The organism is Bacteroides sp. AF20-13LB, assembly GCF_003603065.1.
Taxonomy (GTDB): domain Bacteria; phylum Bacteroidota; class Bacteroidia; order Bacteroidales; family Bacteroidaceae; genus Bacteroides; species Bacteroides uniformis.
The window spans coordinates 51,574-76,687 of record NZ_QTMH01000002.1 but is presented as its reverse complement, the minus strand read 5'-3'; the positions used below and the strand labels follow the sequence as shown (position 1 = coordinate 76,687).

At 41.8% G+C, this 25,114-nt stretch carries 19 protein-coding genes, 1 pseudogene and 1 riboswitch; of the genes and pseudogenes, 11 read left to right on the top strand and 9 right to left on the bottom strand.

What is annotated here, in order from left to right:
- Nucleotide 1 precedes the first annotated feature (1 nt).
- The gene (locus DWX62_RS02540; protein ID WP_120172563.1) at nt 2-577 is read right to left on the bottom strand and encodes a Crp/Fnr family transcriptional regulator; all 576 of its coding nucleotides are present in this window, start codon (nt 575-577) and stop codon (nt 2-4) included.
- Between the two features lie 53 nt (nt 578-630).
- The gene (locus tag DWX62_RS02535; protein ID WP_117680914.1) at nt 631-2,031 is read right to left on the bottom strand and encodes an MATE family efflux transporter; all 1,401 of its coding nucleotides are present in this window, start codon (nt 2,029-2,031) and stop codon (nt 631-633) included.
- Between the two features lie 445 nt (nt 2,032-2,476).
- On the opposite strand from DWX62_RS02535, the gene dnaK reads away from it, so the two are divergent.
- From dnaK to DWX62_RS22210, 11 genes are all read left to right on the top strand, one after another.
- On the top strand, nt 2,477-4,396 hold the full coding sequence (gene dnaK / locus DWX62_RS02530; protein ID WP_005831748.1) for a molecular chaperone DnaK: 1,920 nt from the start codon (nt 2,477-2,479) through the stop codon (nt 4,394-4,396).
- Nucleotides 4,397-4,609: 213 nt separating this feature from the next.
- A complete protein-coding gene (locus DWX62_RS02520; protein WP_009276701.1) occupies nt 4,610-5,173 on the top strand; it encodes a helix-turn-helix domain-containing protein in 564 nt (187 codons plus the stop codon).
- Entirely contained in the window at nt 5,170-6,432 is a 1,263-nt protein-coding gene (locus DWX62_RS02515) for a site-specific integrase (protein ID WP_009276700.1), read from the top strand. The genes DWX62_RS02520 and DWX62_RS02515 overlap by 4 nt, the downstream gene beginning before the upstream one ends.
- Nucleotides 6,433-6,745: 313 nt before the next feature.
- Nucleotides 6,746-7,099, top strand: a complete 354-nt coding sequence (locus DWX62_RS02510; RefSeq protein WP_004313943.1) for a helix-turn-helix domain-containing protein — start codon at nt 6,746-6,748, stop codon at nt 7,097-7,099.
- On the top strand, nt 7,096-7,695 hold the full coding sequence (locus tag DWX62_RS02505; protein WP_010185565.1) for a BT4734/BF3469 family protein: 600 nt from the start codon (nt 7,096-7,098) through the stop codon (nt 7,693-7,695). Before DWX62_RS02510 ends, DWX62_RS02505 begins: the two co-directional genes overlap by 4 nt.
- Nucleotides 7,646-9,448, top strand: a complete 1,803-nt coding sequence (locus tag DWX62_RS02500; RefSeq protein WP_009276698.1) for a DUF3987 domain-containing protein — start codon at nt 7,646-7,648, stop codon at nt 9,446-9,448. Before DWX62_RS02505 ends, DWX62_RS02500 begins: the two co-directional genes overlap by 50 nt.
- 95 nt (nt 9,449-9,543) lie before the next feature.
- Nucleotides 9,544-9,918: a MobC family plasmid mobilization relaxosome protein gene (locus DWX62_RS02495; RefSeq protein ID WP_009276697.1), complete on the top strand. Its 375-nt coding sequence runs from the start codon at nt 9,544-9,546 to the stop codon at nt 9,916-9,918.
- On the top strand, nt 9,902-10,804 hold the full coding sequence (locus DWX62_RS02490) for a relaxase/mobilization nuclease domain-containing protein (protein ID WP_009276696.1): 903 nt from the start codon (nt 9,902-9,904) through the stop codon (nt 10,802-10,804). Before DWX62_RS02495 ends, DWX62_RS02490 begins: the two co-directional genes overlap by 17 nt.
- A complete protein-coding gene (locus DWX62_RS02485; RefSeq protein ID WP_009276695.1) occupies nt 10,804-11,451 on the top strand; it encodes a hypothetical protein in 648 nt (215 codons plus the stop codon). The genes DWX62_RS02490 and DWX62_RS02485 overlap by 1 nt, the downstream gene beginning before the upstream one ends.
- Before the next feature lie 107 nt (nt 11,452-11,558).
- Complete coding sequence (locus DWX62_RS02480) at nt 11,559-12,209, top strand: master DNA invertase Mpi family serine-type recombinase (protein WP_009276694.1); 651 nt, start codon at nt 11,559-11,561, stop codon at nt 12,207-12,209.
- Nucleotides 12,181-12,687, top strand: a complete 507-nt coding sequence (locus DWX62_RS22210; protein WP_243636240.1) for a BREX-1 system adenine-specific DNA-methyltransferase PglX — start codon at nt 12,181-12,183, stop codon at nt 12,685-12,687. The genes DWX62_RS02480 and DWX62_RS22210 overlap by 29 nt, the downstream gene beginning before the upstream one ends.
- Here the strand turns inward: DWX62_RS22210 and DWX62_RS02470 are convergent.
- The 7 genes and pseudogenes from DWX62_RS02470 to DWX62_RS02440 form a co-directional block, all read right to left on the bottom strand.
- Entirely contained in the window at nt 12,673-13,032 is a 360-nt protein-coding gene (locus tag DWX62_RS02470; RefSeq protein WP_050551128.1) for a hypothetical protein, read from the bottom strand. The two genes, DWX62_RS22210 and DWX62_RS02470, sit on opposite strands and share 15 nt — an antisense overlap.
- A gap of 41 nt (nt 13,033-13,073) precedes the next feature.
- Nucleotides 13,074-16,889: an Eco57I restriction-modification methylase domain-containing protein gene (locus DWX62_RS02465; RefSeq protein ID WP_120172562.1), complete on the bottom strand. Its 3,816-nt coding sequence runs from the start codon at nt 16,887-16,889 to the stop codon at nt 13,074-13,076.
- Between the two features lie 26 nt (nt 16,890-16,915).
- Nucleotides 16,916-19,981 (bottom strand): helicase-related protein, encoded by a 3,066-nt coding sequence (locus DWX62_RS02460; protein WP_234076018.1) that lies wholly within the window; start codon nt 19,979-19,981, stop codon nt 16,916-16,918.
- A gap of 282 nt (nt 19,982-20,263) precedes the next feature.
- Nucleotides 20,264-20,971 (bottom strand): hypothetical protein, encoded by a 708-nt coding sequence (locus tag DWX62_RS02455; RefSeq protein WP_008771007.1) that lies wholly within the window; start codon nt 20,969-20,971, stop codon nt 20,264-20,266.
- A gap of 16 nt (nt 20,972-20,987) precedes the next feature.
- Complete coding sequence (locus tag DWX62_RS02450; protein WP_008771006.1) at nt 20,988-22,529, bottom strand: RNA-binding domain-containing protein; 1,542 nt, start codon at nt 22,527-22,529, stop codon at nt 20,988-20,990.
- A gap of 354 nt (nt 22,530-22,883) precedes the next feature.
- Nucleotides 22,884-23,315, bottom strand: a pseudogene (locus DWX62_RS02445) (HTH domain-containing protein); the annotation flags it as partial.
- A 248-nt stretch (nt 23,316-23,563) separates the two neighbouring features.
- Nucleotides 23,564-24,796 carry a Cof-type HAD-IIB family hydrolase gene (locus tag DWX62_RS02440; RefSeq protein WP_005831746.1) on the bottom strand — a complete coding sequence of 411 codons (1,233 nt, stop codon included), beginning with the start codon at nt 24,794-24,796 and terminating at the stop codon, nt 23,564-23,566.
- 100 nt (nt 24,797-24,896) lie between these two features.
- Nucleotides 24,897-25,096, top strand: a riboswitch (cobalamin riboswitch).
- The last annotated feature ends 18 nt before the right edge of the window (nt 25,097-25,114 follow it).

Genomic DNA, 25,114 nt, shown 5'->3' with positions numbered 1-25,114 from the left:
TTTACTTTTTCTTTAATCCTGCGCGTATCCGGCTCAGGGATTGCGGAGTGATGTAGAGATAAGAAGCCAGATACTTGAGCGGTACATCCTGCAGCAGTTCCGGATTCTCTTCCATCAGTGTCATGTACCTTTCTTTGGCAGTGGGAGGGGTGCCGTAGGCTACTGTGGAACTGTCTACCGACAGAATTTCCCGTTCAAAGATTCTTCTGCCGAGGTTGGCCATGTCTATGGAATGCGAAAAAAGGGCTTCCAGCTCAGGCTTACTGATACAATAGGCGATGCTTTCATTCACTGATTCGATGTTGATGAGGGAAACCTCGCTGTCCACATATCCCCACGATGAGAAAGCTGTGTCGCCCGGTGCGGCGAACCAAAGGGAGTTTTCCGTGCCGTCTGTCAGGTAGTAGGCGCGCCAGATGCCTTTCTTCAAAAGATAGAAGTTGCTGTTCCTTTCCCCTTCGCTGATAATGAGTTCTCCCTTGCTGAAACGAACTTCTGCCATGTGTGACAGAAGTTCGTGCAAAGTGTTTTCCGGTAGTTTATACTTCTTGCAGAATTTCTTTATCATAGTTTCCATGCTGCAAAGATAGTGTAAACCGAAGACAGGACTTTTATGCTTGCATGAAAAAGTTATGTTGGGGTGCAGCCCATCTTGTCTAAAGATACGGATTTTTCTTTATGTTCCTTTTTCCCGGATATGTAAATCACGAGGATAAATAGGGTTGTCAGCATTTCTGCAAGAGGAGTGGCAAGCCAGATTCCCCGGTCTCCCAATAGCAGGGGCAGTCCGAAAAAGCAGGCTGTCAGCAGGATAAAACCACGCAGCAGGGTGATAACTGTGGCATACTTGGCACGCTCCACACTCTGGAAATAGCCGATGGATACGATGTTGACGGCAAAGAACACGAAGCCGGTGGCATACAAAGGCAACCCTTTTACCGCTATGTCATAAGCCGGATAACTGCGGTCTATGAACATGCCGACAATTTCAGGGCTGCAGAATATTGTGGCCAGGGCAAAACATACCCCGCAGCCTATGGCCGTTTTCAGTGCCAGCAAGTAGGCGCGGCGGACACGTTGGCTCTCGTTCAGGCCGTAGTTATAACTGATAATCGGCTGCGCCGACTGCGCAATGGCATTATATACCATAAATATAATAGGAAAGAAATAGCAGGCAATGCTGAATGCCGCCACTCCGTCTTCCTTCAAATAATGGATGAACACCTGGTTGCCGACAAACATCATGCAGGCAATCGCCACCTCGCACAAGAAGGCGGAGGAACCCAATCGGCACATATAGCCAATGTTGCGGCGCATCAGTTGCATGCTTTTCCGGCTCATCTTAATGGGGTGGAAGCGCAGTGCGCACCGGCGGCGCATCAGATAGAATACTATCATCAATGCACCTACCGTGGTACCTATGGCACTTGCCAGTGCGGCACCGAACATTCCCCAGCCAAAGGGGAAGATGAACAGATAATCCAATAGGATGTTCAGAACGGCAGCCGCCACATTGCACATCATGGCGAAGTTGGGCGAACCGTCCAGCCTCAGAAAAAACATACCCGAATTGAGCAATGCCGTGAACAGAGAGAAAGGCACAAACCAAAGCATGTATTCCACAGCCAATGGCGTGAGCCGTTCAGACCCTCCGAGCAGCTTTACCACCTGCGGGGCAAATGAACAGAATAGGGTGGAGGTGCACATCAGCAACAAGGAAGATATGACTACCGACTGCGTGATATTGATGCGTGCCACCTTGACCTTTCCGTGTGACAGATGAATGGAGGCTACCACAGAGGCGCCGACGCCGAACATAAGTCCCACACCCGTAGAAAACAACCATAGCGGTGCCACAATGTTGACCGCCGCCAAAGCATCACTGCCGATTCCTTTTCCGACAAAGATGCCGTCGGTGATAACGAATAGTGCGGAGAAAATCATCCCCAGTACAGTAGGGAGCAATAGTTTGCGGAACAATGTCTTGATGTCCGTGTTCTTGAAGTCGATACTGTCTCTCATTTTTTCCATACTCATCTTATTTATTTCTTTAATATGTGAAAACCAATCATTTCCGTTGCTACGATTAAGCCCAATGTTAACTAATCCTTAATCGTTCCACCATGGTGGAACGATATTTCCCTCGTGGTGGAATGATATTTTCTCCACGGTGGAACAATATTTTCTCCATGGAGGAACGGTTAAAGGTATGCAAGGGAAATGATTAATGTTGTTCATGTTTTATCATCTCTGATTCGGGCGACAAAAGTAGAGCTTTTGAATGGAATGGAAATTAACAAATGGTAATTTCCGACAGAAAAAATGATTTTAATTCTGCCAAACTGACAGACAAACTGCCACAAGTATAAATCTGCGGCTGCTCTGAACAATTTGGCACAACGTTTGTCTTTTTATTGGCGTCTGCCACTGAGGCGGACGTCGAAACAGAATAATAACAAATAAAAAAATAACGATCATGGGAAAAATTATTGGTATTGACTTAGGAACAACAAACTCTTGCGTTGCAGTATTCGAAGGTAACGAACCTGTAGTAATTGCAAACAGTGAAGGCAAGCGCACCACTCCTTCAGTAGTAGCATTTGTTGATGGTGGCGAACGTAAAATCGGTGATCCTGCCAAGCGTCAGGCTATCACGAACCCCACCCGTACGGTTTTCTCCATCAAACGTTTCATGGGCGAAAACTGGGACCAGGTACAGAAAGAAATCGGCCGTATGCCTTATAAAGTAGTAAAGGGTGACAACAATACTCCGCGTGTAGACATCGACGGACGTCTCTATACCCCGCAGGAAATCTCTGCAATGATTCTGCAGAAGATGAAAAAGACTGCCGAGGATTATCTGGGACAAGAAGTGACAGAAGCTGTAATTACCGTCCCCGCATACTTCTCAGACTCCCAACGCCAGGCTACGAAGGAAGCCGGTCAGATTGCAGGTCTTGAAGTGAAGCGTATTGTGAACGAGCCGACTGCCGCAGCTCTTGCTTACGGTATTGACAAGTCTCACAAGGACATGAAGGTTGCCGTATTCGACCTTGGTGGTGGTACATTCGATATCTCTATCCTCGAATTCGGTGGCGGTGTGTTCGAAGTATTGTCAACCAACGGTGACACTCACCTGGGTGGTGATGATTTCGACCAGGTAATCATCGACTGGCTGGTTCAGGAGTTCAAGAACGACGAAGGTGCCGACCTGACTCAAGACCCGATGGCTATGCAACGTCTGAAGGAAGCTGCTGAAAAGGCTAAGATTGAACTGTCCTCTTCTACAAGCACTGAAATCAACTTGCCGTACATCATGCCGGTAGGCGGTGTGCCCAAGCACTTGGTGAAGACGTTGACCCGTGCCAAGTTCGAGGCTCTGGCTCACAACTTGATTCAAGCTTGTTTGGAACCTTGTAAGAAGGCTATGAGCGATGCTGGTCTGAACAATGCGGACATCGATGAAGTAATCCTTGTAGGTGGTTCTTCACGTATCCCGGCTGTACAGAAGTTGGTAGAAGACTTCTTCGGTAAAGTTCCTTCCAAGGGTGTGAATCCGGATGAGGTAGTAGCCGTAGGTGCTGCCGTGCAGGGTGCCGTTTTGACGGACGAAATTAAGGGCGTTGTGTTGCTGGATGTTACTCCGCTGTCTATGGGTATCGAGACTATGGGTGGTGTGATGACGAAGCTGATTGATGCCAACACTACCATCCCCTGCAAGAAGAGCGAGACATTCTCTACTGCTGCCGACAACCAGACGGAGGTTACCATCCATGTATTGCAGGGTGAGCGTCCGATGGCTGCACAGAACAAGTCAATCGGCCAGTTCAACCTGACAGGTATTGCTCCGGCACGTCGCGGTATTCCTCAGATTGAGGTGACATTCGATATCGACGCCAACGGTATCTTGAAGGTGTCTGCCAAAGATAAGGCTACCGGTAAGGAACAGGCTATCCGTATCGAAGCTTCCAGCGGTTTGAGCAAGGAAGAAATCGAAAAGATGAAAGCCGAAGCCGAAGCCAATGCCGAAGCAGATAAGAAAGAGCGTGAGAAAGTAGACAAGTTGAACCAGGCCGACTCTATGATTTTCCAAACCGAAAATCAGTTGAAGGAACTCGGCGACAAGCTCCCTGCCGACAAGAAGGCTCCGATTGAAGCTGCTTTGCAGAAGCTGAAAGATGCCCATAAGGCTCAAGACCTGGCTACCGTAGATTCTGCCATGGCCGAACTGAATACGGCATTCCAGGCTGCAAGTGCTGAAATGTATGCCCAGAGCGGTGCTCAGGGTGGTGCACAGGCTGGTCCTGATATGAATGCAGGTCAACAAGGCGGTGCTCAGGATAATACAAAGCATGGCGATAATGTGCAGGATGCTGATTTTGAGGAAGTCAAATGATTCCGATAAGGATACAGATAATAAACAATAAGCAAAAGCGTGCAGCTCAATGAGTTGCACGCTTTTTGCGTTTATGGAGTTCATGGTTGCTATGTGTTTTCTATGGGCTTTTTTATCTCTTATTTGCGACATGTTTGCGACAAGACAAAAAAGTAGATAATGTGGTACTTAATCACACTTATACATACTAATACATACTTAAAAGTAGATAACATGCCAACAATCGGATTTGAAATCAAACGGAAGTGTAAGGTCTGCGGCAAAGTGTTTGTCGCAAAAACACTTGACAGTCACTATTGTTCCCCTAAATGTGGTAAAGTGGCTTGGAAACGCAAAAAGGATGCAAAGGATAGAAACGCGAAGTTAGAAGCCATTGCTAAACAAGTATCAGACATCAGAGAGTACATTTCTGTAAAGGAAGCCGTCGCTATGTTCGGGGTGGAACGTAGCACTCTGTATCGCCTGATTAAATTGGGACGTATTCCAACTATCAATATGGGTACAAGGCTCACACGTATCAAACGCTCTGAAATGGAATGGCTTTTTCTAAACAGACCGGAAAGTATTGCGGAGAAAGAAAAGCCTGTTCCTAAAACATACAGCTTAGAGCCGGAGGATTGCTATACCATTACTGAGATTTGTGAGAAGTACCATATTAATGACAGTTCAGTATGGGCGCACGTTAGAAAATACTCTATTCCCTCAAGACAAATAGGAAACTATGTGTATGTACCCAAGCAAGAAATTGATAATCTATATAAATCAGAAGTAAAATGAAGAAAGCATTACCTAATACCAAAGTGACCGTCAAACTCAGAAGGTCGAACTACAAAGAAGAGTGGTATCTGATTATAGAGTCGTACCCAGTGTACAAACGAGGTTCAACCCGTGCAAGCCGTGTGGTGGAATCCATTAACCGGACTATATCCACGCCTGTTTGGGACAAATCGTCCATTGCACGCATCCTGCCGGATGGAACATTCAACTATAAGCCTAAACGTGATTTGAATGGGATTATCCAATGCCGTTCAACGATAGACCAAGAGGCTTGTATCTATGCCGACAATGTGCGGAAGTTACGCCAACACGAATACGATAGTGCCATCCTTTACACTGATAAGGAAAACGAAATAGCTGCACAGAATGAACGGAGCGAACAGGATTTTATCAAGTATTTCAATCGTATTATAAGCACACGTCATCCCAATAGTTCCGATTCGATTATAGTCAACTGGAGGCGTGTAGGCGAATTATTGAAAATGTATTCACAAGGGCAGCCAATTCCATTCAAGACGATTTCCGTTAAACTGCTTGAAGATATAAAGATGTTCCTTCTCCGTGCTCCAATGGGAGGGAATAAGAAAGGTACTATCTCACAAAACACGGCATCGACTTATTTCTCTATACTCAAAGCCGGATTGAAACAGGCATTCATTGATGAATATCTGACCGTTGATATAAGCGCGAAAGTAAAGGGGATAACAAACATAGAGAAACCTCGTGTTGCGCTTACCATGAATGAAGTACAGATGTTGGTTGATACTCCTTGCAAGGATGATGTTTTGAAACGTGCGTTCTTGTTCTCTATTCTCACTGGATTGCGGCATAGCGATATTCAAACTTTGAGATGGAAACAAATTCAGCAAACAAGCAAGGGTACATGGCAAGCAGTCGTAATTCAGCAAAAGACAAAAAGACCCGATTACAAGCCAGTCATTCAACAGGCACTTCAACTATGCGGCATACGTCCAGACGATGATGAAGCACTTGTTTTTGAAGGGTTGACTGATGCCTCTTGGATTTCTCGCCCGTTGAAAGTCTGGATAGAAGCATCCGGTATCAAGAAGCACATCACCTTCCATTGTGGCCGTCATAGCTATGCTTCATTGTTGCTGGAAAATGGCGTTGACATATACACTATCAAGTCTTTGATGGGACATACTAACGTCAAAACCACGCAGATTTATACGCACATCGTAAATGAACAAAAAGAGAAAGCCGCCAATACACTACATATAGAGAATTTGGATTTATAGGTTGTGGTGGTTTTATCCACCATTGAGCACCAATGACTTATGTAATACCAATCATATACTTACCACCGTTTACCCCTCATGAAGCATCGGCTTTTTGAGGGGTATTTTGTAGATTGAAGCTTTCGATAAGGAATGTGTTAGTCCCAATAGTGGTTTATTCCCCTTTTATTATGTCTTCCAATAAATTCTCGTATTAATGAAACTTAAATCTGTCAGTGGTAAATGAGCGGTTGATTGGTGGCGGTCAAGCACCTATTTAGCACCTATAAGCATCCCTATACTTTTGCGGCATAAACTTTAATACGAAGAAAAAATGGCCTATAAAGTAAATTCATTGGAGGAAATGCCGAATGCGTTGTCCTACCTGATTGAGTCCGTAGAAGTACTGCAATCCAAAGTAAATGCCTTGCAACATAAGCAGGCAAGTAACTCACCTAAGTGGATGGATATAGACGAACTTTGCGCTTATCTTCCATCACATCCAGCCAAACAAACGGTTTATGGATGGGTATCAACCAAACAGATTCCCGTACATAAAATAAATAAAGCGTTGGCTTTCCTGCAATCAGAGATTGATGATTGGTTGAAGAACAAATCACATAAGACACAAGATGACTTAATGGAAGAAGCCAGACGATTTGTCGAATCTAAAAAGATTATCAGATGATGGAAACGACAGACTATTGTTTTTCATTCTTTCGCAAGCCCATTCAAAACATCGAACCGATAAGGGCGGTAGGTATTGTGGATGTGTATCGTTATATCATCGGGCATTATGCCCAACCACAAACCGAAGCCCTGCGTTTGATGCTATCTTCTTCCGAAGCCAAAAGATACAAAGCCACTCATTTTGACTATTGTACTTTTTCGGGATTATTTCGCAAGCGTAATGAGAAGGAACTGATTATGCACTCAGGATTGATGTGTTTGGATTTCGATCATGTGGATAACATAGGGGAGTTAAAACAGCAACTGCTCAACCATGAGTATTTTGATACGGAACTGTTATTTGTCAGTCCATCTGGTAATGGATTGAAGTGGATAATACCTGTTGACTTGAAAGGCTGGGAACATTCCCGGTACTTTAAGGCTGTTGCCAACTGCATCAAAGCAACAGGTTTGCCATTAGTGGATATGTCCGGCAGTGATGTGGCTCGTTCATGCTTCTTATCCTACGACCCACAAGCATATATTAACCATAAATACAAAGATGATGTCGAAGAAAATATTTTCCGCCCAAGATTGGGAGAATGTCCCTTCTGAAATACAACAGGCACATACACCAAGTATTGTCCCTATATATAATAAGGTGGAGGAAGATGTGGAAAGTGTTGTTCGGGAGATAGAACAACGTTCCATTGATATAGCCCCTAATTATAAAGATTGGGTGGAGTTGGGCTTTGCGCTTGTGGATGGATTGGGAGAGAATGGACGGGAGTATTATCACCGTATCAGCAGGTTTTACCCTATCTATCAAAGGGAAGAAACGGATCAACAATATACGCATTGCCTGCACTCTAAAGGGCAAGGCATTACTATCCGTTCTTTCTTCCATTTGGCAAATCAAGCCGGAATCCCATTGGCTCCGTTCAGTAAAGAGCATTTATCCATTTTACCAAATATCCAAAATGGTAAAACGGGTAAATGGATAAAATCAGAAGAAGAACTTCCTGTATTTCCTGAATGTGTGTTTGAGCATCTTCCTCCTTTTCTAAATGAGGTTGTCAATAATTCCATTTCAGTAGATGACCGTGATACGATACTGATTGGGGCTATTGTGTGTTTGTCGGTCTGCTTTCATAATGTTTGTGGTGTTTACGATGAGCGCATTGTTTATCCGAATCTCTATCTGTTCGTTGTGGCAGATGCAGGTATGGGAAAAGGAGCATTGACCTTATGCCGGGAATTGGTAGCTCCCATCAATCGTAATTTGCATGAACTTTCCAAACGATTAGAGCAGGAATACAAAGAAGCGATGAGCGCTTATATCAAAGGTAAGAAAACTGATGAAATGACTATGCCAACAGAACCGCCCATGCGTATGCTCGTCATTCCTGCCAATAGTAGCGCAAGTTCTTTCTTGAAGATATTGGGGGATAATGACGGAATCGGGCTGTTGTTTGAATCGGAAGGAGACACATTAAGCCAGACTTTGAAGTCTGACTATGGTAACTATTCCGATGTGTTACGAAAGGCATTTCACCATGAGTTGGTAAGTTTGAGTCGGCGCAAGGACAGGGAGTATTGCGAAGTAGCTAATCCGAGAGTTTCGGTAGCTTTGGCTGGAACTCCAGAGCAAGTAAGAAAATTGATACCTGATGCGGAAAATGGATTGATGAGTCGCTTTTGTTTCTATATTATCCGCTTCAAACGAGGTATAAGAAATGTGTTTGCCACAAGCGACATTTCTCAATCCAAGAATGCCATGTTCAAACTGTTGGGAGATAAATTCTGTCATCTGCATAAAGAATTTGTGAGGCGGGGTAATTATTCCTTTTCTCTTCCCTCTGATTTGCAGGAACAGTTTATTGAATATCTCAGTCGTGTGAATGAGGAATGTTGTGACGAAGTGGATAACAAGATGCAAGGAGTAGTCAGACGGATGGGACTAATTGCTTATCGTATAATGATGATGTTAACCGCTGTCCGACATTTGGATAATGTGATTCACAAATCTTCTTCTGACGAGACTGTACAATTGGTTTGCCATGAGTTTGACTATTCCATAGCCATGAGTATTTGCGACACCCTGCTTTATCATGCCGTATTCATTTATCAGAATTTGTCAGGAAATCAGTCTAAACGATTCAATACCGTTTCGCAAGAGACAGGCGTTTATGCACGAAGGAACACCCTTTATAATATGTTGCCTGACACTTTCACAAAGAAAGATTATGATGCGGTGGTTTTAACTTTGGGCGAGAATGGAAGTACAGCAAATAAGTGGATAGAAGCCTTTATTAAAGATGGCAAGCTATGCCGGATAGAGCAGGGGAAATATAGGAAGATTTTTTGAGTGGCAAGTTTGTGTTTTAGTGTCACTAAAACCTATGCGGCAAGCGATAGAACTGCCACTCTCAAAAAAATAATTTATCAATATCGAGAATCAATATGAGTATAAAGGAAAAGAAACTTGGTGGTCGCCCAAAGTTGGCGAGCTATCAGAAACGTACCAAATGTTTTCGGGTAATGTTTACCGAGAACGACTACATTTATATCCAATCCAAAGCGGAACAGGCAGGATTGTCAGTCAATGAATTTTGCCATCAGGCAGCAATGGATTGTCAGGTCTGTCAACGTATCAGTCCGGAAATAGTATCGGCAATTCGTGACCTTTCCGGTATCGCCAATAACGTCAATCAGATTGCCCATCAGATGCACATCTATGGATTGGAAACAGTCAAACAACAGTGTTTTTCGATTATCTCGGAAGTTAGTAGAATTATCACCCAAGTAAAGAATACCTGTCATGATAGCGAAGATTAAAACAAGAGTTGATTTCGGAGGTATTGTAAACTATGCCAACGACCAAAAGAGCAAGAAGAAATGCGCTACACTTTTGGCGCACGAAGGAGTATGTGCCATTAGCAATAAGTTGATTGCCGATTCTTTTTACCTTCAAGCATCCATGCGCCCGAAAGTAAAGAGTCCTGTGAAGCACGTATCACTTGCTTTCTCTTTGCAAGATATTAGCCGTTTTCCAGATAATGAAGAAGGGGATGCGCTTATGGTGGAAATTGCCAAGAAATGGATGGAGCAAATGGGGATTCGCAATACTCAATATATCATAGCCCGGCATCACGACACGAAACATCCTCATTGTCATTTGGTATTCAATCGGATAAACAATGAAGGCAATCTCATTTCTGACAGTAATGAAAGAATACGCAATGCAAAAGTTTGTCGCGTTTTAACTAAAGTGTATGGACTTTACTTTGCCCCTAAAAATAGTAAAGCCAGAAATAAGAGTCGTTTGCGTCCTCATCAACTACGGAAGTATAATCTTCGTTCCTCTGTGCTTGACGCACGAGCAAATTCCCGTTCTTGGAATAGCTTTTTTAGTATTCTCAAAGGTTTGGGTATAGATATGCGTTTTAATCACGCTGAGAACTCGGATAAAATTTGTGGTATATCCTTCTGTCAGGATGAATATAGCATGGCTGGTTCTAAACTTGACCGTGATTTGAGTTTTAACAGTCTTTGTGCTACATTGGGTAATGTGGCAGCGGAACTGATTATTCAACCCCATCAAGCCATAATTCCCAGTGGAGGAGGTGGAGGAACCAACAATGAACAAGGATGGCGAAACGATAAAGATAAGGATAACCAAAGAAACGAACCTTTTTATAAAACCTCAAAACGTAGAAGATAATGAAAGAAGATGTAGTAGCTGCAAATCTTGCGAATTTGCGCCAAAGTATCAACGAGCTAAAAGAGTGTATTGAAAAACAGAATACTACAGTTCCTAAACCAGAACAATCTGTAAAAGTGGACTTTGACGAAAAGACCATTTATGATGGAATCGCCAAAAGTTTCTGTTCCTGTTGGAATGATGCGTTATCAGTGGTGAAGAAACATATCTGGAAGCAGCAACCTGATACATTGCCGTTTTCGCTATGGTTCCCGAAGCTTATTGAACTATTCAAACAGAAGTCTAAATTTCTAGAATATCTTTATAGACACGTTTGCGATTACAATCTCAATCGTATGACTATTGAAGCAAATACCGATTGCATATTAAAGCGGCAGGACGAGATACTTGTGAGAATCAATGAATTGAAAAGCCCTGTAACCATTATTCCACCAAATATCAATGGGATGTTTATACGGGGGCATCATATCAAACTTCGATATGTCGTAGTGTTTGTTATCATTATAGTTACATGGGCTGTTGCTGCATCAGTTAGTAGCATGAGGCATAGAGAAGAAGCCTTTGCGTATTATTCGATGTATCGGGTGGTGAATGAGCAGCATAAGAACTTGATAAAAAAGCAGATAGCAATAAAAAGGAAAAATTAGTATATGTTTTTACGTATATACTGTTTACTCCAATTTATCCTTTTACATCTCAATTAATTGTGAAGGGATTTTTTATATTGGTGTGTGTTAATATAAATTTTAGCGTTATGATTTACGGATACATTAGAGTAAGCAGTGATAAACAAACTGTAGAGAATCAGCGTTTTGAAATTAATAATTTCTGTGAGCGCAATAAACTAGTGATAGATGGTTGGATAGAGGAAACCATCAGTGGTACAAAATCTTATAGTAAGCGAGAACTTGGTAAACTTTTGAAACGTGTAAACAAGGATGACCTTATTATATGTGCCGAGTTGTCACGGCTTGGTAGGAATCTGTTCATGATCATGGAAATATTGAATATTTGCATGACTAAGGAATGTAAGGTTTGGACAATAAAAGACAACTATCGCTTAGGCGAAGACATCCAAAGTAAGGTGTTAGCTTTCGCCTTCGGTTTATCTGCGGAGATTGAGCGGAATCTTATTAGCCAGCGCACAAAAGAAGCCTTAGCAAGATTAAAGTCTGAGGGAAAGCCAATAGGGCGTGCTACTGGGCGTAGAAACAATCGCCCAAATTCGAAATGCGAAGCTAAACATCTCTTTATTGTAAAGCAGTTATCAGAAGGAGTAAGTATTCCAATAATAGCCAAAAAAATAAAAGTTGCGAGAGGAACTCTATATCGGTATTTGGCATATACTGGTATTCGTTTACCTACTAAATCTGTTAATGGCAGATGGGAAAGAGGAATCTATTAATATCGTCCAGTTTTTGAAGACAAATTCAGGAAAGAAAGGTGAAGGAATGCCAGTTGTCCGCAATCCTCAATTCTACTTTAGGGAGGGATTTTGTTGGATAGATGTAAATTCTACTTATCTTAAAGCAAGACTGAAAGGTAATGGCGTATTTGATGTTTTAAGTATGAGTTTATTCTCTATGAACCAAATACCTGATTGGTATTACGTTAGCCTTATTAATTCGGAGCTTATTAGTCTCTATGTAGATAATTTTGTGAACAATACATCTCATTTCCAAATAAATGATGCGAGGCAGTTACCAATCGTAATACCAAATTTAAAAATTTTGAATAAAATAGAACAGTTATGTAAAGAGGCGATTTGTTTAAAGAAAGATAGTTTTTCTTCCTTGGTTGATAGAACAACTGCGGAAGAAAAACTATTAGCATTGCAACGAGATTTGGATTATTATGTACAAGCAGAACTATATGGAATATAAGCATGCTATTAAATTGTCATTTTCCTCTTCTATTATTTCCAACTCTGATTGAATTGATATGTCTGTTGTTATACCTTTAGCAACAGACTTTTTTAACTCAAAAGCACTGGTAAATAATCTGTTACACGATTTTAATATCTCATTATCTGGAATTAATACAGGAATTAATTTAGCATCTCCTGTTGTACAATGAGAAGTCGAATTAATAAAATTATCAACGTATATAGCTGCAAATCTAGAGTTCATTAAAGAAATCAGATAGAACTCTGGAACCTGGTTGACACAAGAAAAGAAACTCATGCTTTCTGTGCTTTGTACAGTCTTTTCTTTCTTTTTGCATTTCATATATGTTGTCAAAACATTATTCCAACAAAATCCCTCTGTGTTTAGAGATTATAAATTTTCTCAACATAAGAATCCACTTCTTTCTGGATGACATCAAGAGCATTGTTCGTTGTGTGTCCTTTCTTTATTTTAATTGCATTTGAGACAAATGATTTTGCCTGCTCATCATCTGTCGATGTAGGAATGATGATGGGTAACTGACGTGCATCATTAATCTGAAATGTCTGAGTATTATTGACGAAGTTGTCAACATAATGACTAATCAAGGTTGAGTTTATCATTGTGATGATGTAGTCTTCTGAAAGCAAATTAGAAACTCCAAAAATGCTCATACTTTTGACGTCATGTATGCTTTTTTCTTTCTTACGGCACTTCAGAAACATTGTGTTTATATCACTCCAACACAATCCCTCCCTAAAGTAGAACGTATAACCTTGGTATCGCGCCCTTGGATCTGTCTTCAAAAACTGGACGTTCTCCTTAGACCAAGCAATGGCAAATGGGGTTTCAAGATACCAGCGATTACCGTCTTTGTCTCCCTTGTCGTAAGGCACATAGAAGTTTTTTGAGGTATCAATGCCGTTCTCCTTCTCATCTTTGGTCAGCTCATCAACGTTTGCCAGTTCACTATCATCAATGATTTTATAGATATAGCCCTGTCCGAAAATGTCACGGCCATACTTCTCTTTGAGATTGTCGAAGAGGTTTGCTATTTCTTTTTCCGAGAGGGATGCCAAGAATTCCTTTTCGTTGGCATAGGCGTCCAATCCTTCCACCTTAATTTTCTTTTTCTTAATGGCTTCTACCAGTTTCTTGGGTCGTGACTCTATGATATTCTTCGCCCATTTTGTGGAACGGCGCACAGCAATGTACTTACCGTTGTTGGCCGTTGCAAGTCCTTGTCCTCCCTCTGTAAGACAGCCCAATAAAGCAATATCGCCTGGTTTTAGGCTGGCACGATAGGCTTCCAACTCCTTATGGTTTTGAGAAATCTTCTTTGATGTCTCAATCTTGCTCCACCATTTGTCATATAGTTCTTTCACTTTCTTCCCATAGAGTTCATAGATGCGCAAATTCAGTGGCGTAGGTTTGAATATTACGGAGTTCTGCGCATTTATGAACATGCTTTGTTGAATAGGAGTGAACACAATGGGATGAGACAAATCTGCAGTACCATCATAGAAATCAACAATGTGCTCATCTACCATCGGCTGCTTAACAGTCTGTGTGATGCAGGTGTCAACCATTGCTGCTTCAAAAGGATTGGCTGTATCAAAAATATAGCGAATGGTATTTGACAACAATAAATCTCTCATATTGCGCTTGGTCTGTGTCGTCCAAAACGTCTTTGGTGTGATATAAGTTAGTGTTCCACCATCTTTACAGAGAGCCAATCCTTTGAATGTAAAAAGATTGTATGTGTCATCAGAAAAGCCAAACTCCTTTTCATACTTCACTTTGTCTTCTTCCTTTACTCCTTTAGTAGAAATATATGGCGGATTACCAATCACTATGTCAAACTTCTCTTTAAGACAGAACATCCATTCGGGGTCAAAGAAGGAAGACACTGAATTTTGGTCATATGGATTCCATTCCGTTATCTGCTTGACTGCGGCTTCAAATCCTGTGATTTCGCCTTTGTTCTGCTCTTTGGCAATTTCTGCTTTTGTCGCTTTTATGCGTACTGTCAGTTCCTTGCGCTTCTTCTTGTTGATGTCCTCACGAAACAAAGAGTCAGGATGCTCTACTACACCGAACAGTGTTTGCTCTACGGGATGAGTTTTGTCTACCCACACTTCATCCTTGTACAATTCCCATTCATCAGAGAGTTGCTGCAAGAGTCGTTCATGTGCTGCAATTTTTTCAAGGTCAGGCTTTTGGGCATGGCTGACTATATAGTCGAGCAGCTGTTGGCGGGTGGCATTGTCTTGACGCTCACTTCGTTTCTTGGCTACACGACCTTTCGCAAGGAAGTGGTCGTTGCGGATACAGAGCAGTTTTTCTTTCATGCTATCCAGTTTCTCGTCGTTCGTCCAATCGTCCTCGTAGTTGCGTATATTGGCACTGATGAGCGTGTTGGCTGCAACGAACTTTGTTTCCAGGTTAGGAAGAGTGTTGATGCCAAAGTTCGTTTCGGGAGAACTAAAGTCGATGTCATTCTGCTCGCAGATAAGCGAGATGAAGAAACGCAGTTTACATATAAGCATGGCGATTGGCTGGATATCAACGCCATAGACACAATTCTCAATGATAGTGAGTTTGAGTTGGTAGCGGTCGACCGTATCTCCCTTGAGCAACTCTATGATGTCAACAATACGCAAGAGACACCCCATGGGGAACGCTCCCGAGCCGCAGGCTGGGTCGAGTATCTTGACTTGTTTGAGCGCGTTGGCGATAGCATCCTTGTTGCTATCTGTCCAATCTGTAGAAACGGTTCTCTCTTTAAATAGTGCATTCAATTTTTCTTCGCTTATTCGGTCGAGTCGTTTGCCAAGGAGATAACTCTTTATGGCCTCGTCCACCATATAGTCGACGATGGGACGCGGCGTATAGAATGAGCCAGTGGATTTGCGTGCCGATTCCTGTGTTTCGGGATTGTATGCCGCTAAAAGGTTCTCGAACACACGACCGAGCAATTCGGGGTCAAGCGATATGACGGCATCCGTAGGCGAGTTCTCTTCGATGGTGAAGTTGTATTGCTTCAACAAATTAATGAGTCCAGGTTGGTCTTCATCATCATTAAAGAAAAGAATGTTGGGAACAAACGCCCGATACTTGAAGTTACCATTAGATGATTTGGTAGCATTGCGGCTAAAGCCGTCATAAAAAATGTCATATTCTTGGTTGAGATACAAATCTTTGGGTTTGTCGAGACACTCAAAGAGTCCACCGTTCAGAAACGGAACGTGGGCAAAGAGAGTCAGTATCTCCTCTTCTTTCTGTTGGAACATTTCCTTGTAGCGGTAAAGGTTCCGTGTATCACGTCCAGACTTGGAGGCAGCAAAACAGCGAGGATTGCCCTCCTCATCGATAATGGCACAGTTGAGCGTGGCAAAAAAGAGGTTTTGCAGGATGGCATTATAGTAGTTGCCATCAATGTGCGATGTTTCATCAAAGTCAACAAGAATGGACTTTAACTGTTTCGGGTTAAAGATACTGTCAGGCACCAGTCCTTTCTGTTTAATGAACCACACGAAGAGCAGACGTGTTATCATGCGTATCAACTTGACATTGATGTTCTCTCGGTCATCCTTCTCGGTGTTGGGATTGTTGGGGAAGGTGACGTTTATATCCTCAGACAAAGCCCACAAATACCAATTGTAGAGCTTGTTATAAAAATCTTTCGATAGTGCTTCCACGGAGAACGCTTCCTTGATGTTGGTAAAAGAAAGACCTTTCTGTTGCAAGTCGATGAAACGGGCTACTGGTGTGTTATAATGACTTCCTTTGTCACCCAGTACAAAAGTGTAACGTTTAGGCGATGTTGCCTCACCATTAATATCACAAATGAATGACAAACGCCAATGGTCGCCACTATCAAATACCACCAATGCCGCATCAAATTCGCCCCAAGTAGGGTTGATAAATGATTTTACGAGATTGCGAAGTCCTACACGTTTATTTGCGACAGAGCCTTGACGGATATTATAATGAAACAAACCTATACGGTAACTATCAGTAGTATTTATGTTACCTAAATAGTAGCCTTCATCCGAAGTGTTCTCAATAATTCTTTCAGGCTTCTCTTTCAATTCACTTGCATTGAAAAAGTGTTGCGAAAAGCTATACCATTGTGTCAAGTTGAATGACGATTGGAATATGTTTCTTAAACTATCTGAGGTATATATAGTTGCCATAGTAATATTGGTTTATAGTGAGTGATTTATTTGAAACTCTCTGAAATAATGATTTGTGGATTGGAAATATCTTGGGCATCGTGGCGTTGCTCCTTGTTCATCGTCTGATACTCGCTAAGTAGTTCCGAAATTTTGTTTTGTAAACTATACTCGTTTTGTTTCATCTTTGCACGGTCGTTCTTGTATTCACGAGACAAAGTTTTCAAGTAACGAGGTAGTTGGGCATAGATACCTTCATTGATATATCCCATCAACACATCGCATTGTGATTTCAATTCATTATCGGTTGTTATCTGCTTGATAGTACGCAAGAACTTGTTGGCTTCAAGCGAAGTCTTGTCAAGGTCAGTGCGGTTGATGGATGATGTATCGGCAGCCTCCACATATTCGGTCGTATATTGAGCTAATGCACTATTTACATGTTTGTAGTGTTGCTCTTCTTTAGAAAATGGCACAGGCTGTTCTTCTGGCTTCGCTTTGAGATATTTTACTGCTTCAAGGAAGTCAATAACCTCCACACTAGTTGCTGATGCCAAATAGAACTCTGTTTTAACATTGGAAGAAACAAATATTATAGACTTACCGCTATGCTTTCCTGTATCACGCATTACACGGCTCTTCATTGGCAGTGCCTTGATTTTGTGATACAGTTTGCGGTCGCTATTATAGAGTTCACGTACCTCACGCAATAGGGCAATTTTCTTGTCAATGCTATCCTTTACATTGCTATCGAACATCTGGAACTCCTTTACAATCTCCTCTTTGGAGTAGATTTGTGCATCTTCGCCAAATGCCGAATGGAAACCTTGCAACTTGACAAGGGCATTCTTATATAACTGAATTTCTTTATCTCCCTGTTGAGATGGGTAGAACATATAGTTGTAGATGTTGGTAGCAACTGATCCGATACGGTTTACACGACCGATGCGCTGCATCAATCGGGTAGCGTTCCAAGGTGAATCATAATTGACAATCACATTAGAACGATGCAAGTTCACACCTTCCGCTAACACATCAGAGGTAATGATAATGTTGTACCTCATAGAATCGCTGTCAAAGTTTGCATCAAAATTTTCCTTGATGGTCTGCCCCAAACGATTGCGGTTGGCTGCTGTAACCATTAAGACATCGGAACGACCAATTTCCTTTGTAAGTCTATCGTACAAATAGTTCAGTGTATCTACACTTTCGGAGAACAATACCAATTTGCCCGATGGATTTCTCTCTTTATCGAAGAAGTTATGAGTAAGGTTTTCTTGGAACTTATCGAATTTTGGGTCATCATTTTCTTTCTCCCAATCTGCATTGAGTTGTTCCAATATCTCACGGTCGTGATGGAGCATTTCAACAAAGTCGGAACTGAAAGCATCTGCGGTAAAGAGTATATCTTCTGTGGCATATCCTTTTGTAATAGCATACTCTATAATCTCGTCAAGTTCCATATTCTTTGCTTGAAGATCTTTTACTTTCAAGTCAGGAGCAATGATAACCTTGTCCTCTTCAAACATCTTAATCATATCGGTTGTGATACGAAGAAGTGTGCGGAGCGACTTCTTGAAAGCATAGAAACTACTCTCCAATCGCTTTACCATATGGACACGATAGATAGCTGCCAATGTCTGACCGATATGTACAGCATTCTTGTACTTGTTACGATATTCAGGCTTCAAAAACTCTACTGCACGATAACGAGCATAAGTTAGTCCCTTGCCCTCTGGATTCTCATCTGTTTTCCCATCGGTTAATTGTTTCAATGTTTCGTAGAAACGATTACTTGTGTCGGAGTCCATCACGTACTCCAATTCGTTAGGTGGCAGAATATTGGGGAATATGATGCCCTGAGACTTGATGTCTGCTCTATAATCAGGGTCATTTAGAATGTTGTTGCGTGTACGACGAACTGTTACTTTGTCGATAACCTTACTACGGATTTGCTCATATATTTTATCCACTTCGGATGTAACATCACGCTGGTCACGTTCACGCATCAATCGCTTGTAGTCCAATATGTATTCTGAGAAGAAACCTTTGAGGTTTGGAACTCCATCAATGGTACAACTCTGACTGTTTTGGAACAGCAATAATTGATTCTGCAAATCATCGGGACGGTTGTTGAGCGGAGTTGCTGAAAGAAGCATCACTTTCTTCTGTGAACTCTTCAATAAGCCCATATTTATGCAAGGAGACTTGCATATCTTCTGCAACTCGTCATACTTGCCCGAACTATCGCTACGGAAACCGTGTGCTTCATCGACAATGATTAGATCAAACTCCTCTTTATCCTTGTAGTTGTCTTTACCGTCAAGAACTTTGGATAGGCTACCATTAGTGATAAACTGAGCTTTTTTGTAGATGCCGAACAACTTGAATGTATTTCTCCAGTTGTCTTCCAGAGCAGGAGGATAAACAACAAGGATATTGGTGTTTTTACCGTTAGCCTCTACAAATCGCTTGGCTATCATTGTAGCAATCATAGTCTTTCCCAAACCTACAACATCAGCAAGAAACAAGCCGTTATGCTGCATCAGCATCTGATAGCCTTGAATAACGGCATCTTTCTGATATTTCAAATCCTTGACACCATCGGGCAACTGAATAGAAAAATCATCTTCCACTTGGTCGCCAAAAGTATCGATAAGCACTTTTATGTATAGTTCGTATGGCGTTGGCTGATAACCCAAATATGTTTTCTTCTTGTACTCTTCAATATCTTCTACAGTCAATGGCACAGCTTCATTCCACAAAGCCCAAAACTCATCAGAGCAATACTTCACATCGTCAAAGTCTTTCATCGCTACATTAAGTTCGTATTGTGGTGGTTGCTTAATGCCTAAACCCGAATCAGAGATATTTGACGATCCCATAATAACCCAACCATCGCTATGTTCGCTATGATTTTGTGGCAAACAGAGATAGAATTTAGCGTGCAAGTTTTTAGTAGCGTGGATACGCATTTGTAAGCGTCCTGAAACAAGGTCTTCACACATCTGTAAAATACCCTCTTCTACTTCAGGAGAATATTGGGCATTAATAATGTCCTCTTTGAAGCCGTTGTGATAGATTTCTTTCGCTTTATCTTCGTCTGCTAACATCAATAGAGCTTTATTGTGTTTGCGAAAAATATCATCAATATTAATACCTACCAATATTTTAATTTCTGATACATTACCCAACTCTTTTCGTAATTTAAAATAACCAGATGAGCGAAAAAATCCAACAACTGCTAAAAAACTATCGAAATTTATCATATCAGCAGCAATACCTTTGAATTTATCAAACAAGGTGTTTCCTGTGCTGTTTGTGAAAAATTTTGTACTCATTATTATTCGTATTAAAATTTAATTAGAAATAAGTGACGCTAATAATACTAATTGTTATTGAGCATTTTCTTTTTCTCTCCTTTCCTTAACTTTCTCCAATCCCGGCATCTTTTTAGCCAATGCACTTTCTCCAGCAGGAAAATAGAGAGGAAAAACTTTATATAAGAAACCCACAACTTCACTACGGCTTTTATCCATATTGTAAAAAGCAGAGCAGACAAAGTACATTAGTTCTTGCTGACTACATGTTTCTTTGGGCTGTATGCTTATTGAGGGAGCAACTATCAAGTCATGTTCAGCAAATGATAGAGCACTGGCAAGAATAGCTTCCTGTTCTTCTTCGGTAAACATCTTTATTTTCCCAGCTAACCATTCAAGCTCTCTTTGCCGGAGTGCTTGTTGTTTTTCGTTTTGATGCTCCAATAGGATTGCTACATTTTCTTGTTGCTTTTCTGTCAAGGCGTTTTCTAATGCTTGGTTCTTTCGTTTAAGAACGTTGAATTTTAGCAAAGCAGCAATGTACATACAGAAATATCCTACTGCAATATCGAATATTAGGACAAGCAGATAATTGTTACTTGAGTTTTGTATGCCACCAGCCATATATTCACTAATAGGGATAACAGCTAATAGCATGATAATGGCTATTGCATAAAGCACTCGGTATCGCGTTTTATGGTTTACCTGTGGCAAAGAGGCAAACAAAAAGGCGATAATCAAAACGGCTATGATTGCAAAGAATGGTATGAAAGAGGTCTCCATAGGTTTGTTGTTCTGTTTATGGTTTAACAATAATGCGCCAATAACCAGCCTTGTCTGAACCTTCGTGAACCAAAATTCCCATACCCCTAAGGCTCTTGATATTTTTCTCTATAGCGCGTTTAGTTACACCAATCTTGTTGGCCATATTATCAGCTGTGATTGAAGGATCTGAAATAACGAGGTCGATTATCTTTTGTGCAGTTTTACTGACTTTCTTCTGTGTTTCCGATGTATCTCCGAACTTATCCGCATTTACACCGAACTTTTCGACCGAACTTTCTTCATTTACACCGAACTCTTTTGTGTTTACACCGAACTTTTCGACCGAACTTTCTTCGTTTACCGGGTACTTTTCGAGGGTACTATTTACTCTGTTGGCTACTTCTTCAACAGGCATTCTTCCGTTGTCACCCCAGTTCAAATTATAGAATGTGGTGTAGAAAGAAGTCGCTTCCGTTTGATATTGCGGCTCTTTACCTTGCAGGAAATTGGGTAGCTTCTCTGTAAGCTCTCGCATTTTGCGTAAGCCGGAACCACGTTTTTCCATATAATCCAACTGTGTGAACACATCCGCAATGACGGGGTTGCGGCGCATGGACGGCACTTTGTATATGTCACGGTCTTGAATCTGTGTTCCGTCAAGCATTGCGCCCGGTGATACCAGTTCTACACGGTCATCGTAAATATCGATATGTACTTCACCGCCCATCACGGTATAATCCCGATGGATAAGATGGTTTACCAATCCTTCGAAGATAGCACGGTCGGAATAGTCGGGGAGGTTAAGGCGATAGTTTGGCATCTTCACCCAGCCGCTCATGGTATAGTTTTTGATGAAATCCATACCATATTTTAAGAGCAGCACAAGGTTAGCCCGATGTTCTACGGAACTGATGGCATCATCCTTATAGAGTCCAGTCCAACGGGTGCAGAAAATACGCGATTGAAATACCGTGCAATTATCCACAAACAGCAATCCTGCATTGGTCAGTTTGCCGTCAGGAGTTACCAGCCCGAATGATTCCAGATACTTATCGTTCCATTCCTGATGGGTTTGCTCACGGAAAGTATTGGCAAGGATGATGAAAGAATGTTTGCTGGCATCCACTTGGGTAGGCAGTGAATCCCAAGTCATGTGCGTGCCTTTTAATACCAACGAAAGTAATTGTTGGGAGTTGCATTCTACACTTTCATTCCCAACTCGTACATATGCGGTACGTGTCCCATCCTGATAATAGTAATAAGGTGTAAGCGTTCCTGCCTTTACTTTCACTTCAAGCAGGGTATGTCCTTCATGTTCTATCGGAATAAGTTGAACTTCCGGTACAGGGTCAAGTCGTGCCTTTATCATTTCACTGATAAAATCAGCATCGGCTTGTGGATTCTCCAACCCTACAATTACGCCGTCATCATTCACTCCATAGAACAAACTGCCACCGTCCGTATTGGCAAATGCCGACACGGATTTAAGCCATGACTTTACTTTCTTACGCTCCAACATTTCCTTGAAATCGTAAGCCGAGCATTCCGCTATCAATGTATTGTTATGTATCTGCATCGTTTTCTTATTGTTGTTTGGGTATAACATCCCAATATCATACACAAAGGTAAGGATAAAACCGAAGAATCTGTTAAAAACATCGCTTTCTTTTGATTTTTATGCGTTTACATCTCTTTATTTATGAATAAAAATCGTAATTTTGCAAGCAAGAGCTGTGGTTGCTTATGGATGCTTATTTTCGGGTTTGCGTTATATTTGCAACACATGTACGCAAGTCGCTGATAGATATATCACGTTGATTTTGAGGAAGTGAAGTAAGTTGCAATAGGTGATTTTATAGAAAAAAGAGGCGTGTAATCCATTAAGTTGCACGCCTCTTGTGTTTTTGAATTTCAAGTCAATCTTATATACTTATTTTTCAGTTTGAGGATTAATGACAATGCGCCAATAGCCACCAAAGTCCGCACCTTCACGAGATAAGATACCCATAGACCGCAATTTTGCAATTTGTTTTTCTACGGCACGAGAACTTATACCAATCTTGTAAGCCATAGTTTCGGCTGACATAGGAGGATCGGAAATGACGAAATCGATAATCTTCTGTGCTGTCTTTCCTATGTTTTTAGGGGCATCTGTGCTCTCTCCGAACCTTGTCTCCGAACTTTTGTCGTTTACACCGAACATTTTCGCATTTACACCGAACTTTTCGACCGAACTTTCTTCGTTTGCAGGATACTTTTTGAGGGGACTGTTTACCCTTTCGGCCACTTCTTCTACGGGTATTCTTTCGTTCTTTCCCCAATTCAGATTATAGAATGTAGTGAAGAAAGAAGATGCTTCCGTATTGGCAAAAGCCGACACGGATTTAAGCCATGACTTCACTTTCTTACGTTCCAACATTTCCTTGAAATCATAAGCTGAACATTCCGTTATCAATGTATTGTTGCGTATCTGCATCGTTTTCTTTTTGTTGTTCGGGATAACTCTCTAATATAGTTTACAAAAGTAAGGATAAAACCGAGGAATTGGTTAACCCCCTCGTTCCCTTTTGATTTTCATGCATTTACATTACGTAGTTTATAACAGTTATTTTATCTTTTCTTTATAACACTATTCACTACCCGTATAGAGGAAACCAGTTTATTGGTGGAAGTAAATACGTCCACATTCCACACATGGGATGAACGCCCTTTATGAACGATGGTTGCCACTGCCCTTACGGTATCTCCTTCGTGTGCAGAAGAAATATGATTTCCGCTGACTTGCATTCCCACGACAATCTCATCAGGTTCGCAGATAATCATGGAGCCGAGCCCGGCAACGGTTTCTGCCAAGGCAAGGGTGGCACCGCCATGCAGAATGCCGAAGGGTTGGCGGGTACGGTAGTCGACCGGCATGGTTGCTTCTACGCGCTCATCCGAAGCGTATGTGTATTGAATGCCCAAGTTTCCCATCAATGCGTGTCGTGCCCGTTCGTTCAGTAAATCAAGAGGCACCTCTGCTGCACGCACTTCTGCCAATATTAGTTTTTCTACGGCCAGGGCCACTCCATCTTCTTCATTCGATGCGGTCACATAGTCTGCACAGACCTTTACAGAATCTTGTGAATGTCCCATAGCTACCCCCATGCCGGCCAATTGGAGCATGGTCACATCGCATACGCCATCTCCAACGGCAATGACTTCTTCCCGTGTTACTCCCAAATGCTCTAATAGGGCGCCTAACGTATTCGCTTTATTGACTCCGCAGGGCACCACCTCTAAAAAGTAAGGCTCGGAACGGAAAGCATCCAGAGTACCTGCCAGGCGTTTTTCCCAATGTTGTTCCAGCCCTATCAGAGCTTTTTCCTTGTCACTCACCAGCATGCACTTGCAAGGTGCGAAGTCTATGGCAGTAGAGAATTCATCTTCCTTGATTATCTTCAAATTGTTTAGCAGGGCTTCATTCTTTATATATTCATTGTCCGGACTATCCGTAATGAGGGTATCATCGTGGTAGGTGAAGATGGCAAAGCCGTTCTTGCGGGCTTTCTTTTCCAGATAAGGCAGCATTTCCGGATTGATGCGTCGTTCAAACAATATTTCTCCGTTCTGTGCTTTTATTATCTGGCAACCGTTATAGGAGAGAACAAACCCTCCATAATTGCCGAGTTCGAGGGTTTTGGCCAGTGGCATCAATCCATAAGTCGGCCTACCGGATGCCAAAACTATGCGCACTCCCATTTGCTGGACCTTTAGCAGAGCAGCTAATGTCCTTTTACTAATTTCTCTTTCATCATTGAGTAGCGTTCCATCTACATCAAGAACCAATAACTTATATTTCATGGCAACTCGATTTTGGGGTTATTATGTTACAAAGTTAAAAAAATGACTGTTAAAACGGTAATATTCGTTTTATTGTTTACTGAAACTTCTTTTATTTATCCTATCTTTGTCCACGTTTTGTTCCGCGTTCTCTATCCGGAGAAGCGGATGAAAAGGGAATCGGGTGAAAGTCCCGAACAGTCCCGCTGCTGTGAGTTCCATGCTCGGTGTATCATACTTGTGCCACTGTTCTTCGGGAAGAACGGGAAGGCGATGTACCGGGAACGAGTCAGAAGACCTGCAAAACAAAGTCGAAAAATTGTCCATTCGAGGAAAGTG